This window comes from Rhizobium sp. 01T417, from assembly GCF_056398905.1.
In genome coordinates, this window is the sequence record NZ_JBFTQH010000042.1 from 1 (window position 1) to 25,417 (window position 25,417).

The following is a 25,417-nucleotide window of genomic DNA, read 5'->3' on the forward strand; positions in this document are numbered from 1 at the left end:
GTCTCGCGTTTGGGCGCGATCGATCCGACCGTTGAGCCCTATCGCTCGAAACTCGAAGCCGCCGGCATTACCGCCATCGATCTCACCAAGGTCAAAGGCGAAGGCCTGAACCACGGCAAGTTCGCCGAAAGTCCTGAAATCGTTCAGCTAATTGGCCAGCGGATCGTCACCGGTCAGACGCTGACGGATTCCAACGTCACGCTCGGCCAGGGACTTACCGCTGTTGTCGGCGGAACAGTGACGACCATCGGTAACGTCGCAGCCACGGCTGTCGCCGCGCCGGTGACGGTGCTTGAACAGCCGAGGCGGGCCAAGAGGCGCCCTGTCGACGAAACCCTGCAAGGTGATCTCAAACCACAGCAGTTGACCCAGTAGGCGCTCCCGCGCATCGCCAACTGCTCCAGAAATTGCTCGCGTCCAGCTCAGGCCGTTCTTTGCAATCTTCTTGACCCCTATGATGAGGGTTGCGTCGCTCTACGAGACGACGGTGGTCGCTGAATTGGAAGCTGAGTTATGCCACAGCCACCCTTGCAAACTCGTCGAATATTTTCTGAATATCCCTTGCCGGTCGTGGTTTGCTGAACAGATAGCCCTGCACCTCGGTACAGCCCTCCACCTTCAGCATGTTGAATTGGTAGACGGTTTCGACACCTTCAACCGTGGTGTCCATTCCAAGGCTGCTACTCAGCATCGCCACCGCCTTGACGATCGCCAAAGAATCCGGCCGATCGGTGACATCGCGTACGAAGGACTGGTCGATCTTGATCTTGTCGAACGGAAATTTTCTCAAATAGCTCAGCGATGAATAGCCGGTGCCGAAGTCGTCCATCGATATACGCACGCCGAGTGCGCGAAGTTGATGCAGTGTCGAGAGCACCTCGTCCGTATGCTGAAGCATGACCGATTCGGTGATTTCTAATTCCAGCCTCCGGGCCGACAGCCCGGACGCGGCGAGTGCCGAAGTCACATCGAGAACAAGACCGGGGCTCTTGAACTGCACTGGAGACAGGTTGACCGCCACCCGCGTCATTTCAGGCCATGCCATGGCGTCAGAACATGCCTGCTTCAATACCCATGCGCCTATGCGCCCTATGATTCCGATCTCCTCAGCCACCGGGATGAACACGTCAGGCGAGACCATGCCGCGCTCAGGATGATGCCAGCGCAACAGTGCCTCGAAACCGGAAATGCGGTTGTCCTTCAGGTTGACCAGTGGCTGGTAGTATACTTCCAGTTCGCCATTGCCGAGCGCCTTGCGCAGGTCAAGTCCCAGAGCTCGCCGCTCCTGCATCCTGGCGTCCATCTCCTGTTCGAAGTACTGATAGTTGCCGCGCCCTTCATTCTTGGCCCGGTACAGTGCCATATCTGCAGCCTTGAGCAGCACGTCCGGATCATCGCCATCTTCGGGCGCCGCTGCGATACCGATGCTGGTGCCGATGACCACCTGGTGCCCGTCAATCTCGAATGGGGCACTGATCTCGGTCACGATGCGCTGCGCAAGCAAGCTGTTTTCACCAAGAGTCGCGTGACGCTGTATGATTGCGAATTCGTCGCCGCCGAGCCGAGCCACGGTATCATGAGGGCCAACTGCGTCCCTGAGACGCTTGGCGACGGCCTTCAGAAGCTGGTCGCCAATCGGGTGACCAAGCGTGTCATTGACGTACTTGAAGTGGTCGAGATCCAGGAACAGGACATGGGCCGCCTGGTTTTCGCCCACAGCCAGCAGCGTGGCGTCCAGAACGTCGCGGAAAAGCACACGGTTCGGCAAATCGGTGAGAGCATCGTGATGCGCCATATGCGCGATCCGAGCCTCGGCGCGCGTCCGCTCGGTGATATCCTCATGCGTCGATACCCAGCCGCCGCCGGCCAGCGGACGACTGACGATCTTTACGATCCGCCCATCCACCGCGTTCACGATCGACGAGAACTCACCGGCCGCGAGACCACGCTGCATCATTTGCAGAACATAGCCCTTATCGCCCTCCATATGGGCACCATGCGCAACCTGGTAGCTGATAACGTCATCGAAGGAAGTGCCCACGCGCATCAACTCGTCAGGCAACTGGTAGATGTCGCCGAAGCGCTGGTTGCAGACGATCTGCCGACCGTCCTTGCCATACATCGTGAGGCCCTGCGACATGTTTTCCAGAGCAGCGTTGAATCGGTCGTTCTGCTGCTGGAGGTCACGGTCACGACGCTTGAGGCCTTCTAGCGCATGCTTGAGTTCGTCGTGGCTTTCCTTCAGGGAAGCGGCGAAGCGATAGTTGCCGATCAATGCGAGCGTGCTGACAAGGCCGCTGACCACGAAAAGAACCGTCAGCATCCAGAATACATTGGTTGTCCCAGCGCTCGAAGCCGCGGCGGTCTGCTGGGCCCTGCCGGTGGCACTGGCTTCCAGCCGCTTCAGGATGTCGCCCGCCGTTCCGGCTTGCTGGAAGACGTTAAGGAAATGATATGCCTTCTCCCCCTCGGTCATGCCTTCCTCGAGGCCGTCCTTGACCTCGTCCCAGCTATGGCTGAACGCTTGCACCGCCTCCGTCAGCGCCTGCTCCTCCTGAGGGCTGAGAAATATGCTCGTCAGGCTCTTGGCGGACGTCACCTCACGCTGCAGAGACACAAGGTTCCTGTCGGTCTTGCTGTAGATCTCGCTGCGTTCCTCCTCGGACAGGTTCAGGGGAGCCGCGGCAAGGTTGAACATGCTTTCGCTGACGCGCGAGTGCAGATCCCGGGCTTGGGTCGCAAGCTCGGCTGCCTCGCGGTTGGCGTCGAGGTAGCCACGGATACCGGCAAGTTGCGATAGGCACAGTGCGCCTGGAACCACCGCTGCGAGGAGGCTCACCGACAGGACAAGACGCAAGCTTCCCTTATTGGCGAAAATCATCTCGAACATCGACCATTCCCTGAGAAAGGTTCTACCGCCGCTCAATGCTCTTCAACGATTTCGCCGGTGACGGGATGGTAGTAGATCTCCACCCGTTTTCCCTTCGCATTGCGACCGTAGACCTCATAACAATTGCCCTTGGTCTTCTTGAAGACTTCGACAGAATTGCCCGTGACAACGGCCCTTTCGCGTACCACAGCCTCCGAAAGCCAGACGCTTTCCGGCTCCTTTGTGCAGAACGGCGACGCCCAGGCTGAAAATGCCAGGCTTGCAAACGCTGCGGTAAAAAGAATGCGCACTACCCCGTCCTCCGATTGGTCAGACGACTATGGGCGTTATGAGTAAAACCAACGTTAAATTACAGTATTACCTAGAATAACCATCGGTGGCCGAGGGGTTCGCATGGCTCACCTCGCTGTCGGAGCCGACGCTGAACAGACTATGTCCGCCTGGATGAAGTTGACGACCAAAGTTCAGCTATGAGTGCGGGGCGGATAGAGAGCCCGAACACGGCTCCTCCGCTGGCATGGTGATGTGCCATATTTGCGGTGCTGTTAGAATTGGCGGTGGGCTAGCGGCTGAAGTCTGCGTTGAAGTCCAAGACTTGTCGACTGACACACTGTGCCCGACTGTCATGCGCGAAGGGACCAAGTGTCCTGGTCTCAAAACAGCGCTCCGACCGCTCGCCACAGATGCTCCTGTGCCGATGCTGATGTAACAGCCGTAGATCGCCTGAATTAATTTTCCTAGGCAGGCAATGGGGGCCAGTCTGCTGTCAGGTGGTGCAGAATATTCGGTTTGCTTGCACCACCTGCGCGAACGGCTTTTGCGCCTTTCCTCTCAACGTCGCGCTATCAAGTAAGACAATGTACGGACCGGTGCAGATGACATCTGGAGATACAATTCAGTCTTATCCGGAACATAAGGGAGATACATCCTAAGAGCTCATCTTGGGCGTACCTTTTGAAACCCCAAGACGGAGTTTTTCCAATGTCGTCCTTTTCAATTGATATGAACCGGCGCAGTTTTATGGCAGCCGCGGCCATCGCTGGCGCAGCAACAATGTTTAAACCTGCCATGTCGTTTGCTGCCGCAGGAGCACCTGATGAAATTCGTCCGTTCAAAGTAAATGTCCCCGACCGCGCGATCCAGGAACTCAAACAGCGCCTGGCGTTTGCTCGGTGGCCCGCCAAAGAAAACGTTGCCGACGACTCGCAGGGCCTCCAACTCGATCGCTTGCGCGGCCTGGTCGACTACTGGGCAAACGATTACGATTGGAGAAAGGTCGAGGGGAAGTTGAATTCGCTTCCTATGTTCATCACTGAAATCGATGGACTGGACATCCATTTCATCCATGTCCGCTCGAAGCACGAAAATGCGCTGCCGCTGATCATGACGCATGGTTGGCCAGGTTCCGTTCTCGAGATGCTCAAGGTCATCGACCCGCTGACAAATCCAACCGCGCATGGTGGAACTGAAGCAGACGCTTTCCACTTGGTGGTGCCTTCGATTCCGGGATTTGGTTTTTCTGGGAAGCCGACGGTGAAGGGTTGGGGATCTGATCATATCGGCCGCGCATGGGCAACGCTGATGCAACGTCTAGGCTACGAGAAATATGTCTCGCAGGGTGGCGATTGCGGCTCAGTCATTTCCGAGCGTATGGCTCACCAGAACGTACCGGGCTTGCTGGGAATTCACCTCAATATGCCTGCAGTCGTTCCTAAGGAGATTGTCCGCATTCTCGCGGTTGGCGATCCGGCACCCGCGGACCTCGACGCCAAGGAGCGTGCCGCCTTCGATAAGCTCGCCGCGTTTTACAGAGACAACGCAGGCTACGCGCAGATGATGGTTACGCGTCCCCAGACGATTGGGTATTCGCTGGACGACACGCCAGTAGGCATGGCGGCTTGGATGTACGATAAATTCGTCACGTGGACCTACAGCGACAAGCAGCCTGAAAAAGTTCTGACTAAAGATGAAATGTTGGATGATATTTCGCTCTATTGGTTCACGCAGACAGGCACCTCTGCCGCCCAGATCTACTGGGAAGACAAGACGAACAATTTCAACGCTCTCGACACCATCCTCTCAGTTCCAGTAGCCGTCAGCGTCTTCCCAGGCGAAATCTTCCAAGCGCCCAAGTCCTGGACCGAACGCGCATTTGCGAACCTGGTCTACTTCAACGAAGTGGACGAAGGCGGACACTTCGCCGCCTGGGAAGCTCCAGATTTGTTCACCAAGGAAGTCCGTGCAGCGTTTCGCTCGCTGCGCTCAGCTTAGCTGGATGGTGCCGCTTCGCGGCGGGCATCATCTAGCCCCGGTAGGTCGCTTGCGATCGCTCGCGGTGGCGTGGATCCTCTTCTTCGGCTTCGGCTTCGGCTTCGGCTTCGGTGCGGGTGGTGGCCCATTCTTGCCTGTCGTTCCTTAGCCTTCGCACAATCGAGGCAGCAGATGCTGCCTCGCTTTCTGGCTTACTCCAAGGGGTAGGGTATCTGTTAGCGGCTATAGGGCCAACGATGGTTGGATACCCCATGACCTTACAGGCGGATGGAGCGCGCCTCTAGTCCTATGCTTGGCCATGAGCGTGGCGATGGCCATCGTGGGGCTGGTCGCTGGTAGGAAGGCGCAGATCGCCCTTGATCACCTTCCGACGCTCACCTAAGAATTTGATGCCCTTTGTTCGTCAAGGACGATGGGGCATCGCCTGGCCAAGTACGAGCGCAATATCGGATGAAGAGAGAAGCTCATGTTGATCCCGTTATTGGCAATCCTCTGCGGATGCAACGAGGGGAGCCGCTAGCTCAGACACTCAGCACCGTCAGGGTAACTGGTGTTCTTTCCAGCAATATTGCGGTCGGGCCAGGGCGTTGGGCTACTTCAATTCCACATCCTGAAGCTTGCATTATTTTGTACATTATAACGGAGGGACATTGCGTCGGCGGGACGCTTGACCCTCGATACCTTATCGAGCTGAAGCGCGGTGACGCACTACTTCTGTCAACGCCTGTCCGGTGCCTGTTGGCCAAGGAGGATGACATTCCTCCTGTTCCGCTTGAGAGCCTTTTGCGCGAACAGCTCAAGGGACTTGATGATGTCGAGTCCAAATGGAAGTTTTTGTTCTCGTCGCCCTTTTTTCATGCGCGGGCGGACACAGGCGAGATTTCGACCGGGATAACGGCATTGCGGATGTTTTTTGATCCAGCGAGCCCGGCGCCCGTACTGCAAAGCCTGCCGCCGGTCGTTCATCTGCGTGAATTTGTACAGAGGAACGATACCTTCGTGTCTGCGATCCTTCCACAAATAGCAGCGTTTGGAGCGGAAGGTTTGTCAGGTCAAGTCACCGCCGTGCGGTTGGCTGAGGCATTTCTGGTGAAGGTTCTGATAGAAGCATTGAGCGATGGAAAGCACGCTGTGCCTGGACTCCATCGGGCACTCAGGGATCCGTACCTCTCGAAAATTGTGGGTGCAGTTCAGGCTGACCTTTGCGGTGACTGGACGTTGGAACAGATGTCTTCGCTGGTGGGACTGTCGCGGTCGGCTTTAGCGCAGCGCTTCCGTCATTTAGTAGATGCCGCGCCCGCACAATTTGTAACGTTGGTCCGCATGACGCGTGCAGCGGATCTCTTGCATCATGGACTGCTCCCCCTCGCATCGATTGCTGAGATGACCGGTTATGGGTCGGAGGCTGCGTTCAGTCGCGCTTTCCACAGGTGGAGTGGCTCACCGCCTGGCGCGTTTCGTCGTTCTGCGTGGGGGATCAATCTGGACGTTTGATCAAAAACGACGGTAAACCGGCTACAGATCCTCCCATCAAACCCAGCTACTTCTATCGCAGAGCCACCTTTGGTTTGCCAGATACGGCAAACGCGAGTGGCTTCCATTAGCTGGGAGGGCTTTTGGAGAGGCCGCTACAGGATCGTCGTTTGAACGCGGGACTGTGAGCCTTCTCGACTAAGACCCCCGAGCTCCATAGGCGATGGGAGGCATAAATTCTCGATGTTGGCGACCGATGTGAATTACAGCGACATGATCGTGGAGGCGCTCAGCCGCTATCCAGAACGAGAAGCGTTTGTGCTTGGCGAACGACGGATTACGTACCGCGAGACGGCGCGACAGATAGGCCGCTTCATGCAGGTGTTTGCAGCACGAGGCATCGGTGCCGCTAGCGCGATAGCCGTCCTAAGTCCAAACGTCCCCGAAGTTTGGATGGTACAGGCGGCGATATTTCTTATGGGTGCTCGCTTCAGTGGTTTGCATCCTTTGGGTGCGGTCGACGACTACGCTTACATTTGCGCCCATGCTAGCGTGGAGACGCTGGTTGTGCATCCCGATTACATGGCTCGTGCGCAGGCTTTGGCGGAGCGAGTGCCGACGATCAGAAACGTATTTTCGCTGGGTGCTTCATCCGATGCCGAGGACTTGATTGCCCTCACTGCGAACGCCTTGAGTGCAACTTTGGTCCGGCGGTATAGCAATCCGGATGATTTTCATTGGGTCGCGTATACCGGTGGAACAACCGGTCGACCAAAGGGAGTGGAAATACCGGATAGGGCGCTTGTTCAACAGGTGCAGACCGTCATCACATCCCTCTGCCTGCCAGACCGTCCGCGGTTCCTGGCCGTCGCTCCGATATCCCACGCTGGCATACTCCCAATTCTACCGACACTTCTGCGTGGGGGGACTGTTGTTCTGCAAGATGGCTTTGATCCCGAAAGGTGGCTTTGGACGGTCGAGCGGGAGAGGGTAAGTTGGAGCTTCATCGTCCCAACAATGCTTTACAACCTGCTTGACCGGGGGCGACCCGAGCGTTTCGATCTTAGCTCGCTCGATACGCTCATGTACGGTAGCTCGCCAATGTCACCTGGTCGTATCGCGGAAGCGCATGAAGTCATTGGGCCGGTGCTGCTGCAAGCTTACGGTCAGACCGAATGCGTTTCGTTCGCGACGACGCTTCGCAAGGACGAGCATGACCCGGTAAAGGAACCGGAGCTCTTGAAGTCGTGCGGACGGAGCGTAATCGGCATGCGTGTGGAGCTCCTCAACGAACACAATGAGCCGGTTCGACAAGGCGAAATCGGCGAGATTTGTGTTCGCGGTCCAGGCGTAATGCGTGGCTATCACGAAATGCCCGAGGAGACAGAGGAAGCCCTCAACGGCGACTGGCTTCATACCGGCGACTTGGCCGTGCGCGACGAGCGAGGCTTCTTTTTCATTGTGGACCGGAAAAAGGATATGATCGTAACCGGTGGGTTCAATGTGTACCCGAAAGAGATCGAGGACGTCATCTCATCTCGACCAGAGATTTCCATGGTAGCGGTAATTGGCGTGCCGGACCCAAAGTGGGGTGAGGCAGTTAAGGCCGTGATTGTGCCTCGTCCGGGGGCTGAGATCGATGTCGCTTCGATCGTTGAAATGGTCAAAGAGCGCAAAGGTGCGCACCAGACGCCCAAAAGCGTCGATGTAGTCGAGCGGCTACCTCTGACCTCCGTCGGCAAAGTAGATAAGAAAGCCATCCGCGCTGCCTACTGGGCGGGGAGCGAGCGCATGGTGAACTAAGTACGCGCTTTAACGGGAGGAGGAAGAAATGCGAAGAACACTACTGACGATAATAGGATCAATAATGCTTCCAGGATTGCTGTTAGCACATGAGGTTGACCCGACAAAAGCACCGGTCCTAGTCGGGCAGCTCGTCTCCCGCACGGGAAACAACCCCGGCGGTCTAGACAACGAACAAGGGGCGGCTCTTGCAGTAAAGGAAATAAACGAAAATGGAGGCGTCCTCGGCGGGCGACGGATCGAGCTTCGCTTGGCAGACGATCGAACCGACCCAGAGAGCGCGGTTCGGGCTTTCGCCGAGCTAAAGGCGCAGAGTGTTTCTGCTGTGGTTGGCACATCTTTCTCGAACGCCAGCCTAGCCGTCATTCCGTCTGTTGAGGACGCGCAAATCCCTTACGTTTCCACCGGAGCGGCTGAAGCGCAGATTATTCCGGTCCGCTCCTATGTCTTTATGACCCCTCTAACTGGTAGACTTGTTGGGGAGAAGCTGCTTCGATACATGCAGGCGGCTGGATTTATACGGGTTACCGCAATCTATGACGCCGATAGCCTTTTCGGAAGAACCGGCTGGGCGACGCAAAAAGAGATGTTGGCCAGATACGGCATCGAGCTGGTCGAAGAGCATAGTGTCCACGTCAATACTCAGGACTTCTCGACTCTCCTGGAAAAAATCGATGCTAACAAGCCACAAGCCATCATGGCTTGGTTAACTGGCCCGCCCGCAATCGCTTTCGGAAAAGCCTACGCGGAGTCAAGCCGCACTGTGCCAGTACTGATGCCACACGGCATTGTCGGACCGGCCTTTCTTCACTCAGTTGGCGCCGGAGCCGATGGCATTATAGCGGCAGCACCTCTAACCGCTGTGGCTGCAGATATGCCGGAAGGTGAGGTCAAATCTGTGGCCAGCCAGATGGTTGGAGCCTTCAGAAATGCATATGGTCATGCACCATCTCAATTCGCGTTGGATGGATACGTTGCGGTAAGACTGATTGCGGCAGCGATAGATAATGCGGGTAGCAGCGACCCGAGCGCAATCCGAGATGCGCTCGAACGAGTAAAGGTACAGACGCCTCAGGGGCGCTATGCTTTCACCGCCACAAATCACTCCGGTCTCTCAATCGAGGACGTAACGATTACTCGGATTTCGGGCGGCCAGTTCAAATTGCTTCCTTGGTCAGCTTGTGAGCTTGCCGGACAGCCATGTCCGGCCTTGGCAACGAGTGAATGAATCGATCGACAGGGGTTGGTGCCTTCGATTGGTGACCACCGGCTCACATGCAACGGTATGTAAGCCGGCGGCTCACTTCCGTGCAGCTTGAGGCCCGGCCCAAATGGAAAGAAATGAGGTGGAGACCAAGATGGATAATCCCATTCAGTCAATGAAAAGCGGTCATGTTGTTACTATTCGCATGAACCGGCCGCGTGCGCTGAATGCAATCAATCTGGCCATGATTGAGATGATTGATGCAGCATTGATTGATGCTGCACGTGATCCCGATGTCCGAGTGCTTGTCATAACGGGTGCGGACACTGCGTTCTGCGTAGGTGCAGACATACGGGAACTCGGGCAGTGGCAGCATGATCCATCCCTAAGGGAGCGCTTCTATACCCTAGCGCCAGAGATGTTCCGGAAGCTGCGGGATTTCCCTCATCCTGTGATAGCGGCCGTTAACGGCCTCACGGTTGCCGGTGGATTTGAGCTCGGTTGTTATGCTGACCTGATCATTGCCGCCGAAGACGCGATGATCGGAGACGGTCACGCAAATTTCGTTGGGTTCGGGCCCGTTTCTGCCGTCCTTGCACCGCTGATGATGCCGGGCAAGAAGGTCGCGGAGTTGCTCTTTACCGGTGACCTTTGGACTGCGCGAGACATGGCTGAGGCGGGCTTTGTCAACCGAGTGGTTCCGCGAGCGGACCTTATGGATGCGGTACAGGAAATTGCTCAGAAAATTGCTTCCAAGCAGCCGCTGGCCTTAACTGCGGCCAAAGCACTGCTGCGGAAGGCGGGGTCGGGAGATTCCGCAACTCTATTAGCGGACGCGTTCGAAAGTGCACAGCGGATATTCGAAACTGAGGATTTCGCCGAGGGTTTAAAGGCATTCGAAGAGAAGCGGCGTCCCGTTTTCAAGGGCAGGTAGTAGGACGGCATCTACCGCGCGTCTTCTCCCATTTCGTATATCCCATCTCGGAGGTCCGATCACAAAAAACAGTCATTGGATCAATGAACCCAAATCTCGAAGGGGCTATCATTTACGGCAAAGAGTCACGTTGATGATAGGGGTGAAAATGGCTGCATATTGGATCGCACGAGGAACATTCCACGATATGCAAAAAATCGAGCGCTACGCTGAGCTTATTCATGGCCTCGAGAAAGAGTACCCCTACGAGATCGTCGCTCGTGGTGGGAAATTTGCGGAGCTCGAAGGTGCTTCGAAGTTCGAGCACTACTTCATCTGGAAGTTTCCTTCGATGGATGTTGCCTTGGAATTGTATAACTCAACAAAATACCAGGCGGCAGCGGCAGTGCGTCAGGCCGCTGGCCGTAGCGAATTGGTAATTGTGGAGGGAGGCGACCGCTTCGCGGGAGCCCTATAGGCAAAGCCGACTGTACTCGCGACGCATCCGTCAGGACATTGTGCTGCCTCTACGTGGCGGCGATGCTGGCTGCTCGTCTTGCCAACGTCGACGGCAACCGCTCCAGCATTTGACCACCGATATTCAGATAGTACTTCTCTGACCAGGGCGGCAAACGTTCAGCTGAAGTTTGCCGCCCTGACGTCTTTTACAACAATTCCCCGTAAGAATGCGTGCAGCAAGCTCGCCACAACGACGCAGGCCGCCATAGTGTTACCGGTTGGGGTTTCTCCGGTCCAATCGCTTCCTAACCTTCAACGCGGTAGCGGGCCATCTTCGTTGTAGAACCCGCCGCTCGGGCCATCATCATCAAGAGTAGCTAACTTCACGACGACCGTTGCCCCCTGGCCGGCGGTCCTTGTGCCTTGATGTCCATTGAGATCGGTCGCTATATGGCCCGGCGTAGCGGCGTTGATCTTAACATGAGCATGAGCGGCGCTCCGAGCGAAAGCGTTCGCGTACTGAACCGTCAGCATATTAACAGCCGCCTTTGAAGAGGCGTAGGCAAGTATCGTATCGGATTGACCAAACAGCGTTGTTGGATCGCCGCAAAGCGTTTGTGATGCAGTCGTGCTCGCGACTGTCACAATGCGTGGATGTTGCGACTTCTGTAAGAGGGGGAGCATTCGGTGAACGGTACGCACCATACCAAAGACGTTTGTGTCATAGGTCTCAAACATGTCTGCCGCTGTGGTTTCGAACGTAGCAACACGCCTAAGGATGCCGGCATTCGCGATCAGAACATCCAAGCGACCGAACGTATCGTTCACCCAATTTGCCGCCGCTTCCACGCTAGGCTCGCTAGTCACATCAATCTGCAGGGCGTAGGCTTCATGACCTTCCTTGCGAAGCTCTTCAGCCGTTGCTTCCCCCGAGGCGCTGTTCCTGCTGCCGATCAATACTTTTAGGCCTTGCTCGGCGAGTTGGCGGGCAACTTCTCTTCCAAGGCCTTTGTTCGCGCCTGTGACGAGGGCAATTTTCTTGTGATGCATTCAGAAATTCCCTTCTTGAACAGAGACATGATTTTCCAGTGCCAACAAGCTTGAGCTGTTGAATTAGAGAGGACGAACATGGATGGTGCTGCGGCTATCCGCGAGAGGACTCGAGAATTCCCATCGTAGAAATGTAGATGAGCCGCGAAAGTCGTTGAACGAAATCGACTCTCGATTCCGAAAGTGCCGGGCAATTTAGCGCCTCAAGAACCGATGCAGACGGGTTAGCGAACGGCCAGAGGCCGGCTACCAGAATGACAATCGTCGATACAAGTTCTCGTGCATTCCTTGCCCCTAACGCAGGCAGCGATTCAGCTATAATTTCTCCCAGTTTGTCCTGGCGTTCCGCGTGTTCAAGCTTGAATGCTCGCACGGCGTCGGGGCTGATATTACTTTCTAGCTCTCCACCCAACGCACTCCAGAGCTTGCAGATAATCGGGCGTCTACCGATTGCTGTGGCAAGGGCATGCGCGAGTTCGGTCGGTTGCACGGCTCTTGAGGAGAACTCATTCGCCAGTTCATCTCTCAGGCCAGCGAGCCACTCTTCGAGCTCCCGGTTTAACAAAGCGAAGAAAACCGCCTCGCGTGTCTCAAAGTAGCGAACGACGTTCGTTTTGGAGAGGTCAACTTTCCGACTGAGCTCTCTGAGGCTGACCTCGCTGACGGGTCCACCCTCCAGCAATTCACGTGCCGCACGCAGGATAACTGTGCGTCGCGCCGCTCTTTGTTCCTCGCTGCGAGCCCTTAGGAATTCGGGCTTTTGTTCGTCCGCCATCTCTTCACCTTGCCTAGACCGTCACCATCGTATCAGTGGCAACGGTCTAGCCCAATCTTCTAAACCAATTCTCTGGCTTATGCTGCGTAGACAACGGACTCGCTGACGGACCGCCATTTTTGGTCGGAGGCGGCAAGGTTGTCAGCGGCCATCTTCGCTACCGCTACAGCGTCGCGACCAAGCAGGAGGCGAAGGGGAGGGGCATCCATGGCGGCAACATCCAGGAGAACCTTCGCAATCAGTTCTGGATCACCCGGCTGCCTCCCGTCTGAATCCCTGAGACGCTGCACTACAGGTTCAATAACAGGCTTGTAGGCCCCGCTGACCAAAGGCACATTCATTGAGGAACCCGCCCAGTTCGTCCTCATCCCGCCCGGCTCGGCAACTGTGACCTTAATGCCGAAGGACGCGACCTCCTTCGCGAGAACCTCCGAGAAGCCGCCTACCGCCCACTTGGCGGCTTGATAGGCACCGAGCCCGGGCCCGCCGACACGACCGCCGACAGACGAGATCTGGATTATGTGTCCCGCACCCTGTGCTCTCATAACGGAGAGAGAAGCTCGCGTCATATTTACGACGCCGTAGAAGTTCGTGTCGATTTGGGCTCGAAACATCTCCTCGCTCATGTCTTCGATCGAAGCGACATCCGCATATCCTGCGTTGTTAACGAGGACATCCAAGCGACCAAAAGTCTGGACTGCCTCAGCCACGGCGCGATGCGCAGCTATGGTGTCAGTCACATCCAAGGAGAGGGTTTTTACTTTTGAACCATATCGCTCGAGCAGACCACTTAGTTGAGCTTTCTCTCGAGCCGTTGCAACAACGTTTCCACCTGCTTGCAGTATGCTTTCAGCGAGCTGTCGGCCCAGGCCACGGGAGCTTCCCGTGATGAGCCAGGTTTTATTGTCTGTCATGTGATTTCTCCGTTTGAGGTTGGGTAACGGCAGCTTCAGCTGAGGAAGCCGCCGTCGACAGCAAGATGGGCGCCCGTGACATAGGAAGCGTCATTGGATAGTAAAAAGCAGACTGCCGTGGCTATCTCGGCTCCATGGCCGAGGCGGCCGAGCGGAATTCGCTCCGCGATTTTTCCGACTTCGTCTGCGTTGGAGTTCTGCCGGGCGACGGCGATAACGCCAGGCTGAATCTCATTGATACGGATGCCTCTCCTTGCGTATTCGATCGCAGCTGAGCGGGTGAGCCCGCGAAGTCCGTGCTTGCTGGCGCTGTAGGCTGACCGGCCAACAAGACCACGGTCGGCAAAGACGCTAGAGACGTTGACGATGCTACCGCCGCCGGCTTTTTCCATCGCTTTGATTTCGTGCTTCATGCAAAGGTACACGCCGGATAGGTTCACCCCGATGATTTCGGTCCACCGCTCTGCATCGAGATCACCAACCGCACGGTTGTCACCTGGGATTCCCGCGTTGTTCACCGCCAGATGTACAGCGCCGAACCTATCGATTGTTTGTGCAATCGTACGCTCGACGGCAGCTTCGTCACTGATGTCCGCGGGCAAAGTGATGGCCGTCCCGCCATCTGATGTGATCTGAGCTTCAATGTCTCTCAGAGATGCTTCACCCCTGCCAACGAGAGCCACTGCCGCCCCGCGTCCGGCTAAGGTCTTCGCAATTTCTGCGCCGATCCCGGTTCCAGCGCCCGTTACATACGCCACTTTATTATCGAACGGCTTTAACACGATGTTCATCCAACTTAAAAGACCAGCGGTCTTTTAAATAAAAGGCCAGTGGAACCTTGTCAAGTGGAGCATGTCACGATGCACTGGATGAGTAAGCGCTTTGTGCGTTGTAGAAACCCTGCCCATGATGATGGCTAGGTTTGGGTGCTTCGCCCCACGGGCCTGCGTGAAGGCTCGCATGCGCGACGATGGCGCCTGCGACTTCAGTGTCGCAGTCCACGAGGAGACGGCGTCCTGGCACATCCGGCAGCCGCTTTTCAGCCAGTGTTCCGTTTGTGTCTATGACCCCACACAACTAATGCGCAAAGCACCGCTGACGCTGGAAGACTTCGTCGATGCCGCCCATGTCACGGTGTCATCGACGAATCTCGATACAGTTCATGCCAAGGCCGGCCTGCGTCGCCGGGTCGTCGCCACCGTGCCTCGCTTCTCGGCATTGCCGCCGGCTCTGAGGGCAATGCCGGCGATCGCGACCATCCCGGAATCGATTGCCCGCTGCATTGCGCAGTTGCACGGGCTCGAAATCTCTGAGCCACCGATCGAGCTTCCGGCAGATCCGGTGAGGATGCTCTACCGGCGCGTAGATCGCGCGGACGGCCGCTCGGTCTGGTTCCGCAGGCTGTTCGTTGATGTTGTCGAAGGCGCGCTCAAGGCGTCCGGTTGTTCGATGACCGTGTCGAAGGCCGCGTGATCTTCAAACAGCTTGGTCAGCGGGTCGGGTGACGTCGACCGCACGAGCCGGCCAGCTCGTCAACGCCTCAACAAGCTCTGCTCGATCAGGCGCCCCGATGCGCCCTCCAAACGTCTGGCACTTGATGGCCGCCGCCATCGATGACGAGCGCATCACATCCTCTATCGCCATGCCCTCGCAAAGCATCAGCGCAAAGGTTCCGTGGAAGATATCGCCCGCAGCCAGCGTATCGACGGCTCTAATGCGTGGTGCCACGAGATGACGGATAAGGGCGTCATCATCATCGAACCAGTAAGAGCCTCTCTCGCCGAATGTCACGCTGACGAAGGCATGAGCGAACGTCTCCTTCAACAGGCGAACGATCGACACCGGATCTGATGCTCCCGTCAGTCGTTCAGCAGCCGGTTGCGAAAAGATAATGTGGCTTGCTGCCGGCCCCAGCATCTCGATCACGCCTTCGGGCGCAACGTCGCCATCGAGGATGGCAGGAATGCCTGCTTGGCGGGCCGCAAGCAATGTCTTGAGAGCAAGCTCTGGCCAACGCACGTCGACCAGAACTGCATCAAATGCCGCGATATCTTCAGCGGTGACGGGTTGGACGCCGTGATGCAGCCTCGGATCATAAAACGGTATGATCAGACGTTCGCCGGCATCATCGATCAGGATCGTCGATACGGCTGAGCGGGCGCCCGCCACGCAACGCATGCCAGCGGTATCGATGCCGCTTGCAGCCAGATCGCCGATGATGCGCTCGCCGGTCTCGTCATCTCCGACAGCGCCCCAGATGCTGGCGCTCCCGCCAAGCCTTGCAACAGCATAAGCGGCACTCGAGGCCATCCCTTCTGCGATCTGCAACATGTCGGTTGGCAGCACTTTGCCCTGGCCGGCAGGAATGACATGGACCCTGAAGAGCGTGTCAAGCACAGCGGCTCCGACGCACAGAATACGCCGCGCCGGCTTCGGCTGCTGCTTGGTCGGGATCGTCGGTGTCACTTCACCGCACCCGCCGTCAGGCCGGCAACGATCTGCCTTTGCGCAAAGACGGTCAGGATCAATACCGGCAGGGTGACGATCAAGGCCGCGGCTGCAAGCGGACCCCAGCTGACCTGCTCGAACGACAGCATGTTGTAGACCGCGACAGGCAGCGTACGCGTCTCGCGACTTGCAAGGACGATGCCGAACACGAAGTTGTTCCAGGAGAAAATGACCGACAGGATAAAGGCGACGACGATCCCGGGCCTTGCGATCGGCAGGGCCACCAGGCGGAAAACCTGCCAGGGCGTTGCCCCGTCGATACTTGCGGCTTCTTCCAGCTCCATCGGCGTCGTTTCGAAATAGCCGATCATGATCCAGACGACGATCGGGACGGTTACGACGAGGTGAATGATGATCTGTGGCCAGAGCGTGCCGAGCAGGTTCAGCCACTGGAACAGCAGGAACAGCGGAATGAGGAAGGAAAGGCCGGGCGTCATACGCGCAATCATGATGACGACGGCGGATTTCTCGGCCTTCAGGCGGGCAATGCCGTAACCAGCCGGCACGCCGATAACAAGCGCCAGAAGCGTTGCCGCACCCGTTACCAGGACAGAATTCCACAGATAAAGGAAGAAGTTGTTTTCCTCGAACACTTTGAGGTAGTTCGACCAGGCGAAGCGTTCGGGGATGAAGATCGGGGGGAAGGCGCCGTTGTCGATCTCGTACTTCAATGACAGTGAGATCATCCAGAGGAAGAACAGCACCACCGGCGATACCATCACCAGCGCCACGAACAGAAGTCCGATGCGATCGAGTGCCTTGCGCTTCATCAGCGTGCCTCCCCGTCGGACCAGTTGGCGCGCTGCTTTATCATCAGCAGAATGAAGGAAAGCACAACGATCAGAACGAAGAAGACGACCGCCATCGCCGAGCCATATCCGATGTCATAGTAGGAAAACGCGGTGTTATAGAGATAGATGTTGATCGTCTCCGAAGCGGTGCCCGGTCCGCCCTGTGTCATCGCATAGATGATGTCGAAGCTCTTGACCGCGTCGATGCTGCGAATGATCACGGCGATCATCAGGAACGGCGCGATCATCGGCAGTGTCAGGTAACGAAACTTCTGCCAGACATTGGCGCCATCGATTTCCGCGCTCTCGTAGGGCTCGCGCGGGACGGCGGCGAGGCCCCCGAGCACGATCAGCATGACGAGCGGTGTCCATTGCCAGGTTTCCACAAGCACCAGGGAGGGAATGACGCTCATCTGGTTGTAGATCCATTCCTGCGGACCGATCCCGACATAGGAAAGCAGGTAGTTCAGGACCCCGAGCTGCGGGTGGAACATCATCGTCCAGACGAGCGCGATGGCGACCGGCGTCGCCATCATCGGCATCACGAACACCCCGCGTAGGATACCGCGCAGTGGAAACTGGGTATCGAAGATGAGTGCAGCCAGCGTTCCGAGAAAAAGCGGAGCGACGACCGACAACGTCGTGTAGAGCACGGTATGCCACAACGAGTCCCAAAAGCGCAGGTCGACCGCCAGGCGCAGGTAGTTATCCAACCCGGCAAAGACCTGTGCCTGGCCAAGCGTCCAGCTGTTGACGCTCATCCACAGGGTAAAGACCCAGGGAAAAACGATGACAGCCGCCACGACGATCAGCGCGGGAATGACGAAAGGCCAGTAGTTGGGAGCAAACCGACCCGGTTTGCTCCTCTGCTTTTGCTTGGCCTTGGCCGCGGTTGCGGCTTCCATGCTCACCGAAGACATTATCCCTCGCTTCGTGCCAGCACCGGCTCGAACTGAGCCGTCGCCGTCTTCAGCTCGGCAGCCGGATCGGCGCCACCGATCATGTTGGTGAGCCCGACGCCATAGATGTCGCGGAACTCCGTGACGGGAATGATGATCGGCAGGGCAAGCTGCGACACCTTTGCGGAACCTGCGACAGCATCGAGCCATGCGGCCGGCATCTTCACGCCTTCGCGCACCTTCTGATCCTCAAGGACCGACTGACGGAAGGGAACGCCGGCGCCAGCCTGCAGCAGGCGCGCACCCATGTCATGGGAAATCGCCCACTGGCAGAAGAGATATGCGGCTTCCTTCTTCTGGCTTGCAGCCACGACGCCGAGACCGTCTCCGGTTGTCGCCGCCGCCTGGGCCTTCGGACCCTTCGGCATGATCCCGTAACCCACCTGGCCGACGACACGCGACTTTTCCGGGTTCTCGATCGGCGGCGCAAAGCCGACACCATCGAGCCACATGCCGATCTTGCCCTGCAGGAAGGCCGACTGGGCTTCTGCCCAGTTGAAGCCGGAGACGCCGGGAGGGGCCGCCTTGGTCATCAGGCGCTGGTAGAGCTTAGCCGCTTCCACAGCCTCTTCGGAATTGGTGCGCAGCTTGCCGTCCGCTCCAAGCGGGCTCGATCCGTAGCCGAGCAACAACGTCGTCCAGACCGGTGTATTGGCGTTCTTCAGGCCACGAGCGACGAAGCCATAGGTGTTGGTCGAGGGATCCGTCAACGCTTCGGCAGCGCTTGCCATTTCCTCGAATGTGGTCGGATAGGAAAGCCCCTTCTTTTCGAAGAGCGCCTTGTTCCAGTACACGATCCAGTAGTCCACCGAGAAGGGCAGGGAGCGCAGGACGCCTTCAGGGTCCTTGGCGAAGGTCATGCCGGCGCCGGCAAAGTCGCTCTCGACCAGCGACGGATCAGTCAGCGATGGATCCTTGAGGAAACCGCTGATATCGGCAAGCCAGCCGCCCTTTTCGAACTGTCGCTTCTGGACGTGATAGCTCATATGCACCACGTCGAAACTCGGCTTGCCTGAGCTCAGTTCGATCGTGGTTTTTTGACGCTGTTGCTGCTCTGGCGTCGCTTCTGCATTGACCTTGATGCCCGTCAGCTCTTCAAACTCCGGGAGATACTTGATGAGTGTCTCGCTGCGAGGGCTCTTGACCAGATTGACTTCCAGCGTCGTGCCGGCGAAACGCTTCCAGTCGACGGCCGCCGATGCAGAGCGGATGCCCATGAGGCTTCCGGCGCCGAGTGCCGCGGTACCGGCGAGAAAGCCGCGCCGGGTGGGATTCAAGAATGATGATGGCATGTAAGTCCTCCTCTGTTGCCGCCGATCTCCTCATCGCCGGCTATGATGCAATTAGATCCGCAGGGCACGATCCCTGGCGTGGTTGATGTGAGCGGCGAGGTTGTTCACCGCATCCTCGGCCGAGCGGCTTTCGATCGCCTCCAGGACCTTCAGATGCTCTCCCATGACAGGACCGACACGCCCGTCGATACGGAAGCGTTCCTGGCTGATCAGGCGCATCTTGATCGAATTGACCCGGTAGGCGTTGGAAATGATCGTATTGCCAAGCGCGTCGATGAAGGCGTCGTGCATGCCCCAGTCGACGGCTTGTGCGCGTACTTCAAGCTCGTGGGAGGCGTCGCCACTGGCGATGGCTTCGGCGATATCGCGATGCTGCTTGATGAGCCCCGCAATCGTTTCATCGGAGGCGGAGCGGGTGAAGAGCGCCACCGCCTCCTTCTCCAGGAAGAGCCGGAGCTGAAAAGCCTCGCGGATGAGATTGAGGTCGATATGGGCGATCTGCAGGCCGCGCTGCGGGACCGTCTTGATCAGTCCTTCGGCCTCGAGCCGCGGGATCAGCTCGCGAATCGCAGCAAGCGTCAGGCCGGTCAACTCGACGAGGCGGCGCTGGGAGACAAATTGGCCCGGACGCACGTCGCGCGCCAGCAGGTGGCGCGTGAAGCTTTCATACGCCTTTTCCCGCAGCGTCGGCTGCTCCTCCAGTCCGTCCATTGCCTCCCCCTCGTACATGGTGCCTATGCAGCCTTGGAGCGGAAAAGTGAATCGAAGGCAAGAGCAAGCCGCTCCTGTCCCTCGCCAGATATMGAAATGAGTGGTGGGCGAACCGCAAGCCAAACATCGTCGCAGGTTTGCCTGGCCACCATGACCTTGACTGCCGGGGTAACCGGATACTTCAGAAGTTCGGCGACAAAATCCTCGACGCGGGCATCGTCCCTGCCTTCTTCCGCCATCATCTTGACCTCCGCGGGCAGGAAGTTCGCCATCCCCGAGATCGCGCCTTGTCCGCCGAGGCGGACACCCTTTGCGAGGTGGCGCTCGTCGCCGATCAGGATGATGAGGTCACCGTGCGCCTTCAAAAGGGCTTCGGTGAACGGCCAGTCGCCGGACGAATCCTTCACGCCCGTGACAACCGTTGGAAAGGCCGTCCGCAAACGCCCGATCAGAGACACGGTCAGGGGCACCATCGTGACCGAGGGAATATTGTAGACGATGATGTCGCGCGCCTTGTCGCCGAGGATCACAAAGACCGCCGAGAACCATTTGAAGAGGCCGTCATCGCTGACATTCTTGAAGTAGGAGGGCGGGGCAAGCAGGATGTTGCGCACGCCACGCGAAAGCGCGTACCCCGCCTGGGCTGCGGCATCTTCGGCGGCGTCAACAAGCACCCCCATGACGATCTTCCGCGGCTCGATACCGGCATCCAGGAATGCTCCGAGGATACGTTCGCGCTCCTGGGTCCCGATCGACGATCCCTCGCCGGTGGTGCCAAAAAGCGTGACACTCGAACATCCCGCTGCAAGGCTTTGTTTTGCCTGCCTAATCATCGTGTCTACAGCGATCTCGCCGCTGATTTCGAACGGCGTGGCTAGCGCAACGGAAAGCCCAAATTTCTCAGTCAATATCCATCCTCCAAGGCAATGTGTTAGACGTAGCAGACTGACATGTTAGTTGTAAATAGGTAATATATGGCCATGGAAATTTCCCCCGCGGCAAACAGAACGGGCGGTGGATAATTTAGGATGAGCTAGGTCAGGTCGACCTTCAGGCGCCGTTTTCCTTGACCGCCTCCATGGCCACGAAGGTCGATGTACTGGCGACGAAGGGGAGGCTCGATATCTTCTCGCCGAGCACGAGACGGTAATTGGCAATGTCTGATGTGCGGATCTTCAAGAGGTAGTCGAAAGCGCCGGCGATCATATGGCACTCCTCGACTTCCTGCAGCTTCCGCGCGGCGATGTTGAAGGCCTTCAGCGCGTGCTCACGCGTGTCGGAGAGCTTTACCTCTGTGAACGCGACATGATTCTTGCCAAGTTTCTTCACGTCGACGATTGCGCGGAAGCCAAGAATATAGCCATCCTCGATCAATCGCTTTAGTCTGACCTGGCAAGGAGTGTTGGACAGGCCGACCTTCTTTGCAAGATCGGTAATCGACATGCGACCGTCGGCGACAAGGGCCTCGATAATCCTGTGGTCGAACTGGTCGATTTCTCTGCCGTTTGCGATGGTAGTCACGATATTGCCTCTGATTTCCGTATAAATTAGGCAAATACATTTCATTCAGGCCTATTTCAAGTGAAATCAACTTCATAGATCTGCTATGTATCAGCCATACCTGATCTGGAGCAAAGACATGACGATCACCAACGATACGGTGGGCAACAAAACCAATGGCGCGCAGCCGCGTGAGGCTGCAAATCCTTTCGAGGGTTTCGCGCCGGCGGTCCGACCGCAAAGCGAACTGCGTCGTGCCATTACGGCAGCTTACCGCACGCCGGAGACCGTCTGTGTTCCGCGCCTCATCGAGGCTGCGACGCTTCCGGAAAAGGTCAGCCAAGACGCCGCTTCAACCGCTCGCAGGCTCATTGCAGCGCTTCGCGCCAAGCACAAGGGCACCGGTGTCGAAGGGCTCGTGCACGAATATTCTCTTTCGAGCCAGGAAGGCGTGGCACTCATGTGCCTAGCCGAGGCCCTGCTGCGCATCCCCGATACAGCAACGCGCGATGCCCTGATCCGCGACAAGATTGCTGAAGGAGATTGGAAGTCGCATCTCGGCGGTGGTCGCTCGCTCTTCGTCAACGCCGCGACCTGGGGTTTGGTGGTGACCGGCAAGCTCACCTCGACAGTCAACGATCGCAACCTCTCGGCAGCGCTCACCCGCCTGATTGCACGCTGCGGCGAGCCTGTCATCCGGCGTGGCGTCGACATGGCGATGCGCATGATGGGCGAGCAGTTCGTTACCGGCGAAACGATCGACGAGGCGCTGCAGCGGGCAAGGCCGCTTGAACAACGCGGCTTCCGCTACTCCTACGACATGCTGGGCGAGGCCGCGACGACAGGCGCCGACGCCGAACGCTACTACAAGGACTATGAAGCGGCGATCCACGCGATCGGCAAGGCATCCGACCGCCGCGGCATCTACGAAGGCCCCGGCATTTCGATCAAGCTTTCGGCCCTCCATCCCCGCTATTCGAGAGCCCAGAGCGCGCGCGTCATGGGCGAATTGCTGCCGAAGGTGAAGGCACTTGCGCTGATCGCCAAGTCCTATGATATCGGCCTGAACATCGACGCAGAGGAAGCCGACCGGCTGGAACTGTCGCTCGATATCCTCGAAACGCTGTGCCTGGACGAGGACCTTGCCGGCTGGAACGGCATGGGCTTCGTTGTCCAGGCCTATGGCAAGCGTTGCCCCTTCGTCCTCGACTTCATCATCGATCTTGCCCGCCGCGCCGGTCGCCGCATCATGGTTCGACTTGTCAAGGGCGCCTATTGGGATGCCGAAATCAAGCGCGCGCAGCTTGATGGCCTTGAAGACTTCCCTGTCTTTACCCGCAAGATCTACACGGATGTCTCCTATATAGCCTGCGCCAAGAAGCTGCTTGCCGCGACCGATGCCGTCTTCCCGCAGTTTGCCACCCACAATGCCCAGACGCTCGCCACCATCTACCACATGGCCGGTTCCGACTACTACGTCGGCAAGTACGAGTTCCAGTGCCTGCATGGTATGGGCGAGCCACTGTACGACGAGGTTGTGGGCCGGCAGAATCTCAACCGCCCGTGCCGCATCTATGCTCCTGTCGGCACCCATGAAACGCTGCTTGCCTATCTTGTGCGCCGCCTTCTCGAAAACGGCGCCAACTCCTCCTTCGTCAACCGGATTGCCGACCCCAATGTCTCCATCGACGAGCTTGTCGCCGATCCGGTTGAGATTGTCGCGAGAATGCAGGTGCCCGGCCAGAAGCACGACAAGATTGCGCTTCCCTCCGACCTCTACGGCCAGCGCCGCAACTCTGCCGGCCTTGATGTCTCCAATGAAACATCGCTGCAGGCGCTTACAGAAGCACTGAAGGCGAGCGCCACCGTCTCGTGGTCGGCTGCGCCAACCAACCAGACCGAGGCGGGAACTGCCCGCGACGTTCTCAACCCGGCCGACAACCGCGACCTTGTCGGAACAGTACGCGAAGCAACCGCAAAAGAGGTCGCCTCGGCAGCCGCGATCGCCCTGAAAGCTGCTTCGTCCTGGGGATCGGTAACGCCGGGTCAAAGGGCAGCACTTCTTGATCGGGCTGCCGACATCATGCAGGCGAGGATGGAGACCTTGCTCGGCCTCATCATCCGCGAAGCCGGCAAATCGTTGCTCAATGCGATTGCCGAAGTGCGCGAGGCAATCGACTTCCTGCGCTACTACGCCGAGCAGACCCGCCGAACTCTTGGCCCTTCGCATGCGCCACTCGGACCGGTCGTATGCATCAGCCCCTGGAACTTCCCGCTGGCAATCTTTACCGGGCAGGTGGCTGCTGCTCTTGTTGCCGGCAACCCGGTTCTTGCCAAGCCCGCGGAAGAAACGCCGCTGATCGCCGCCGAAGCAGTTCGCATCCTGCATGAGGCTGGTATCCCCGACGATGTCGTCCAACTGGTTCCTGGCGACGGAAGGGTAGGGGCGGCCCTGGTCGCAGCGCCTGAAGCCGCCGCTGTGATGTTTACCGGCTCGACCGAGGTCGCCCGACTGATCCAGGCGGAACTTGCCAAGCGTCTCTCAAAGGATGGCAAGCCGATCCCGCTGATTGCCGAAACTGGCGGTCAGAATGCCATGATCGTCGATTCCTCGGCGCTCGCCGAACAGGTCGTTGGCGACGTGATCGCCTCTGCGTTCGACAGCGCCGGGCAGCGCTGCTCGGCACTTCGTATCCTGTGCCTGCAGGAAGGCGTCGCTGATCGCACGCTGGCCATGCTCAAGGGGGCGTTGCGCGAGCTTTCGATCGCCAACACCAACCGGCTGGCCTCCGACATCGGCCCGGTAATCACCGCCGAAGCCAAGGACATTATAGAGAAGCATGTAGATGCCATGGGCCGTTCCGGCAGTGCCGTGGAGCGCGTCGAATTGCCCGATGCGACCAGGAATGGCACCTTCGTTGCGCCGACAATCATTGAGATCAACAAGATCTCTGAACTCAAGCGCGAAGTGTTCGGGCCTGTTCTCCATGTCGTTCGCTGGCGCCGCCAGGACCTCGGCCACCTGATCGACGAGATCAATGCAACCGGATATGGCCTGACCTTCGGGCTCCATACACGCCTCGACGAAACGATTGCGAACGTTACCTCGCAGGTGAAGGCCGGCAACCTCTATGTCAATCGCAACGTCATCGGCGCAGTTGTCGGCGTCCAGCCCTTCGGTGGCCGCGGCTTGTCGGGCACCGGCCCGAAAGCGGGCGGGCCGCTCTATCTCGGGCGGTTGGTGACGACGCCACCAATCCCACCGCAGCACAGTTCCGTCTACAGCGACCCGGCTCTTTCGGACTTTGCGAAGTGGCTGGACCAGCAGGGCCTTTCCGAGGATGCTGAAATGGCACGCCATCTCGGCAGCCAGTCGGCCCTGGGACTTGAAACCGAACTTGCCGGCCCAGTCGGTGAGCGCAACCTCTATGCTCTTCATCCCCGTGGAGCGATCCTGTGTGCTCCGGTCTCCCGGACCGGCGTCATTCGCCAGGTCTCGGCTGTGCTTGCGACCGGCAACAGAGCGGTAATCGAATGCGATGGGAGCCTCCGCACGACGCTGAAAGATGTTCCCGTCAGCGTCGCGCAGCGGATTTCCTGGAAGAAGGCAACTGACGATACCGAGCCCATGGCCGGCGCACTTGTCGAAGGCGACGCTGATCGTGTCTCCGCCATGCTCGCAAAGATCGCCGCGATGCCGGGCCCATTGCTGCTGACACAATCCGCCTCGACAGAAAAGCTCGAGCGCGATCCTGATGCTTATTGCCTCAACTGGCTTCTGGAAGAGGTATCCACTTCGATCAATACCGCCGCGGCCGGCGGCAATGCCAGCCTGATGTCGATCGGCTAGGTCGATCAAGAAACCAGATGCCCTGCTTCAGGCGCAACCAGCTGCGCCTGACCA

At 58.1% G+C, this 25,417-nt stretch carries 21 protein-coding genes and 1 pseudogene; 9 read left to right on the forward strand and 13 right to left on the reverse strand.

The window, feature by feature from the left end; translation table 11 throughout:
• A partial coding sequence (locus tag AC1DPR_RS26860) for an alpha/beta hydrolase (RefSeq protein WP_477817541.1) occupies window positions 1–375 on the forward strand: 375 nt, incomplete at its 5' end.
• 136 nt (window positions 376–511) lie between these two features.
• On the opposite strand, the gene AC1DPR_RS26865 is transcribed toward AC1DPR_RS26860, so the two are convergent.
• Together AC1DPR_RS26865 and AC1DPR_RS26870 are read right to left on the reverse strand one after the other, a co-directional pair.
• Window positions 512–2,890, reverse strand: coding sequence for a putative bifunctional diguanylate cyclase/phosphodiesterase (locus AC1DPR_RS26865; RefSeq protein WP_477817542.1), 2,379 nt, complete (start codon window positions 2,888–2,890; stop codon window positions 512–514).
• A 32-nt stretch (window positions 2,891–2,922) separates the two neighbouring features.
• Window positions 2,923–3,180 (reverse strand): PepSY domain-containing protein, encoded by a 258-nt coding sequence (locus AC1DPR_RS26870; RefSeq protein WP_169684148.1) that lies wholly within the window; start codon window positions 3,178–3,180, stop codon window positions 2,923–2,925.
• A 691-nt stretch (window positions 3,181–3,871) separates the two neighbouring features.
• On the opposite strand from AC1DPR_RS26870, the gene AC1DPR_RS26875 reads away from it, so the two are divergent.
• The 6 genes from AC1DPR_RS26875 (at window position 3,872) to AC1DPR_RS26900 (ending at window position 11,032) form a co-directional block, all read left to right on the forward strand.
• A complete protein-coding gene (locus tag AC1DPR_RS26875; RefSeq protein ID WP_477817543.1) occupies window positions 3,872–5,161 on the forward strand; it encodes an epoxide hydrolase family protein in 1,290 nt (429 codons plus the stop codon).
• Between the two features lie 450 nt (window positions 5,162–5,611).
• On the forward strand, window positions 5,612–6,655 hold the full coding sequence (locus AC1DPR_RS26880) for an AraC family transcriptional regulator (RefSeq protein WP_169684151.1): 1,044 nt from the start codon (window positions 5,612–5,614) through the stop codon (window positions 6,653–6,655).
• A 222-nt stretch (window positions 6,656–6,877) separates the two neighbouring features.
• Window positions 6,878–8,437, forward strand: a complete 1,560-nt coding sequence (locus tag AC1DPR_RS26885; protein WP_477817544.1) for an AMP-binding protein — start codon at window positions 6,878–6,880, stop codon at window positions 8,435–8,437.
• 64 nt (window positions 8,438–8,501) lie between these two features.
• Window positions 8,502–9,665 carry an ABC transporter substrate-binding protein gene (locus AC1DPR_RS26890; protein WP_477817545.1) on the forward strand — a complete coding sequence of 388 codons (1,164 nt, stop codon included), beginning with the start codon at window positions 8,502–8,504 and terminating at the stop codon, window positions 9,663–9,665.
• Between the two features lie 130 nt (window positions 9,666–9,795).
• Entirely contained in the window at window positions 9,796–10,575 is a 780-nt protein-coding gene (locus tag AC1DPR_RS26895) for an enoyl-CoA hydratase/isomerase family protein (RefSeq protein ID WP_169684155.1), read from the forward strand.
• Window positions 10,576–10,723: 148 nt separating this feature from the next.
• Entirely contained in the window at window positions 10,724–11,032 is a 309-nt protein-coding gene (locus AC1DPR_RS26900; protein ID WP_169684157.1) for a DUF1330 domain-containing protein, read from the forward strand.
• 293 nt (window positions 11,033–11,325) lie between these two features.
• Here AC1DPR_RS26900 and AC1DPR_RS26905 read toward each other — a convergent pair whose 3' ends face one another.
• The 4 genes from AC1DPR_RS26905 to AC1DPR_RS26920 all read right to left on the reverse strand — a co-directional run bounded on the left by AC1DPR_RS26905 (window position 11,326) and on the right by AC1DPR_RS26920 (window position 14,534).
• Window positions 11,326–12,063: an SDR family oxidoreductase gene (locus tag AC1DPR_RS26905; protein WP_477817546.1), complete on the reverse strand. Its 738-nt coding sequence runs from the start codon at window positions 12,061–12,063 to the stop codon at window positions 11,326–11,328.
• 94 nt (window positions 12,064–12,157) lie between these two features.
• Window positions 12,158–12,838, reverse strand: a complete 681-nt coding sequence (locus AC1DPR_RS26910) for a TetR/AcrR family transcriptional regulator (protein WP_169684160.1) — start codon at window positions 12,836–12,838, stop codon at window positions 12,158–12,160.
• Between the two features lie 77 nt (window positions 12,839–12,915).
• Complete coding sequence (locus tag AC1DPR_RS26915; RefSeq protein ID WP_477817547.1) at window positions 12,916–13,752, reverse strand: SDR family NAD(P)-dependent oxidoreductase; 837 nt, start codon at window positions 13,750–13,752, stop codon at window positions 12,916–12,918.
• Window positions 13,753–13,787: 35 nt separating this feature from the next.
• Window positions 13,788–14,534: an SDR family NAD(P)-dependent oxidoreductase gene (locus AC1DPR_RS26920; RefSeq protein ID WP_477817548.1), complete on the reverse strand. Its 747-nt coding sequence runs from the start codon at window positions 14,532–14,534 to the stop codon at window positions 13,788–13,790.
• A gap of 172 nt (window positions 14,535–14,706) precedes the next feature.
• Here AC1DPR_RS26920 and AC1DPR_RS26925 point away from each other — a divergent pair.
• Window positions 14,707–15,225 (forward strand): annotated as a pseudogene (locus tag AC1DPR_RS26925) (LysR substrate-binding domain-containing protein); the annotation flags it as partial.
• A 3-nt stretch (window positions 15,226–15,228) separates the two neighbouring features.
• Here AC1DPR_RS26925 and AC1DPR_RS26930 read toward each other — a convergent pair.
• The 7 genes from AC1DPR_RS26930 to AC1DPR_RS26960 form a co-directional block, all read right to left on the reverse strand.
• Entirely contained in the window at window positions 15,229–16,218 is a 990-nt protein-coding gene (locus tag AC1DPR_RS26930; protein ID WP_477817549.1) for a sugar kinase, read from the reverse strand.
• Window positions 16,215–17,030 carry a carbohydrate ABC transporter permease gene (locus tag AC1DPR_RS26935; RefSeq protein WP_018860105.1) on the reverse strand — a complete coding sequence of 272 codons (816 nt, stop codon included), beginning with the start codon at window positions 17,028–17,030 and terminating at the stop codon, window positions 16,215–16,217. Before AC1DPR_RS26935 ends, AC1DPR_RS26930 begins: the two co-directional genes overlap by 4 nt.
• Entirely contained in the window at window positions 17,030–17,971 is a 942-nt protein-coding gene (locus tag AC1DPR_RS26940; protein ID WP_113583462.1) for a carbohydrate ABC transporter permease, read from the reverse strand. The genes AC1DPR_RS26935 and AC1DPR_RS26940 overlap by 1 nt, the downstream gene beginning before the upstream one ends.
• The gene (locus tag AC1DPR_RS26945; protein ID WP_169684169.1) at window positions 17,971–19,302 is read right to left on the reverse strand and encodes an ABC transporter substrate-binding protein; all 1,332 of its coding nucleotides are present in this window, start codon (window positions 19,300–19,302) and stop codon (window positions 17,971–17,973) included. The genes AC1DPR_RS26940 and AC1DPR_RS26945 overlap by 1 nt, the downstream gene beginning before the upstream one ends.
• Before the next feature lie 51 nt (window positions 19,303–19,353).
• Window positions 19,354–20,031 carry a GntR family transcriptional regulator gene (locus tag AC1DPR_RS26950; protein WP_192303034.1) on the reverse strand — a complete coding sequence of 226 codons (678 nt, stop codon included), beginning with the start codon at window positions 20,029–20,031 and terminating at the stop codon, window positions 19,354–19,356.
• Window positions 20,032–20,036: 5 nt separating this feature from the next.
• On the reverse strand, window positions 20,037–20,921 hold the full coding sequence (locus tag AC1DPR_RS26955; protein ID WP_477817550.1) for a dihydrodipicolinate synthase family protein: 885 nt from the start codon (window positions 20,919–20,921) through the stop codon (window positions 20,037–20,039).
• A 142-nt stretch (window positions 20,922–21,063) separates the two neighbouring features.
• Window positions 21,064–21,534, reverse strand: coding sequence for an Lrp/AsnC family transcriptional regulator (locus tag AC1DPR_RS26960; RefSeq protein ID WP_025662412.1), 471 nt, complete (start codon window positions 21,532–21,534; stop codon window positions 21,064–21,066).
• A gap of 118 nt (window positions 21,535–21,652) precedes the next feature.
• Here AC1DPR_RS26960 and putA point away from each other — a divergent pair, with 118 nt between their 5' ends.
• Entirely contained in the window at window positions 21,653–25,363 is a 3,711-nt protein-coding gene (putA, locus tag AC1DPR_RS26965) for a trifunctional transcriptional regulator/proline dehydrogenase/L-glutamate gamma-semialdehyde dehydrogenase (RefSeq protein ID WP_477817551.1), read from the forward strand.
• The last annotated feature ends 54 nt before the right edge of the window (window positions 25,364–25,417 follow it).

Bases quoted from the DNA above. Each gene is read 5' to 3' on its own strand.
- AC1DPR_RS26865 (WP_477817542.1), bottom strand. From the start codon at position 2,890: ATGTTCGAGATGATTTTCGCCAATAAGGGAAGCTTGCGTCTTGTCCTG.
- AC1DPR_RS26875 (WP_477817543.1), top strand. From the start codon at position 3,872: ATGTCGTCCTTTTCAATTGATATGAACCGGCGCAGTTTTATGGCAGCC.
- AC1DPR_RS26880 (WP_169684151.1), top strand. From the start codon at position 5,612: ATGAAGAGAGAAGCTCATGTTGATCCCGTTATTGGCAATCCTCTGCGG.
- AC1DPR_RS26885 (WP_477817544.1), top strand. From the start codon at position 6,878: ATGTTGGCGACCGATGTGAATTACAGCGACATGATCGTGGAGGCGCTC.
- AC1DPR_RS26890 (WP_477817545.1), top strand. From the start codon at position 8,502: ATGCTTCCAGGATTGCTGTTAGCACATGAGGTTGACCCGACAAAAGCA.
- AC1DPR_RS26895 (WP_169684155.1), top strand. From the start codon at position 9,796: ATGGATAATCCCATTCAGTCAATGAAAAGCGGTCATGTTGTTACTATT.
- AC1DPR_RS26900 (WP_169684157.1), top strand. From the start codon at position 10,724: ATGGCTGCATATTGGATCGCACGAGGAACATTCCACGATATGCAAAAA.
- AC1DPR_RS26905 (WP_477817546.1), bottom strand. From the start codon at position 12,063: ATGCATCACAAGAAAATTGCCCTCGTCACAGGCGCGAACAAAGGCCTT.
- AC1DPR_RS26910 (WP_169684160.1), bottom strand. From the start codon at position 12,838: ATGGCGGACGAACAAAAGCCCGAATTCCTAAGGGCTCGCAGCGAGGAA.
- AC1DPR_RS26915 (WP_477817547.1), bottom strand. From the start codon at position 13,752: ATGACAGACAATAAAACCTGGCTCATCACGGGAAGCTCCCGTGGCCTG.
- AC1DPR_RS26935 (WP_018860105.1), bottom strand. From the start codon at position 17,030: ATGAAGCGCAAGGCACTCGATCGCATCGGACTTCTGTTCGTGGCGCTG.
- AC1DPR_RS26940 (WP_113583462.1), bottom strand. From the start codon at position 17,971: ATGTCTTCGGTGAGCATGGAAGCCGCAACCGCGGCCAAGGCCAAGCAA.
- AC1DPR_RS26945 (WP_169684169.1), bottom strand. From the start codon at position 19,302: ATGCCATCATCATTCTTGAATCCCACCCGGCGCGGCTTTCTCGCCGGT.
- AC1DPR_RS26950 (WP_192303034.1), bottom strand. From the start codon at position 20,031: ATGTACGAGGGGGAGGCAATGGACGGACTGGAGGAGCAGCCGACGCTG.
- putA (WP_477817551.1), top strand. From the start codon at position 21,653: ATGACGATCACCAACGATACGGTGGGCAACAAAACCAATGGCGCGCAG.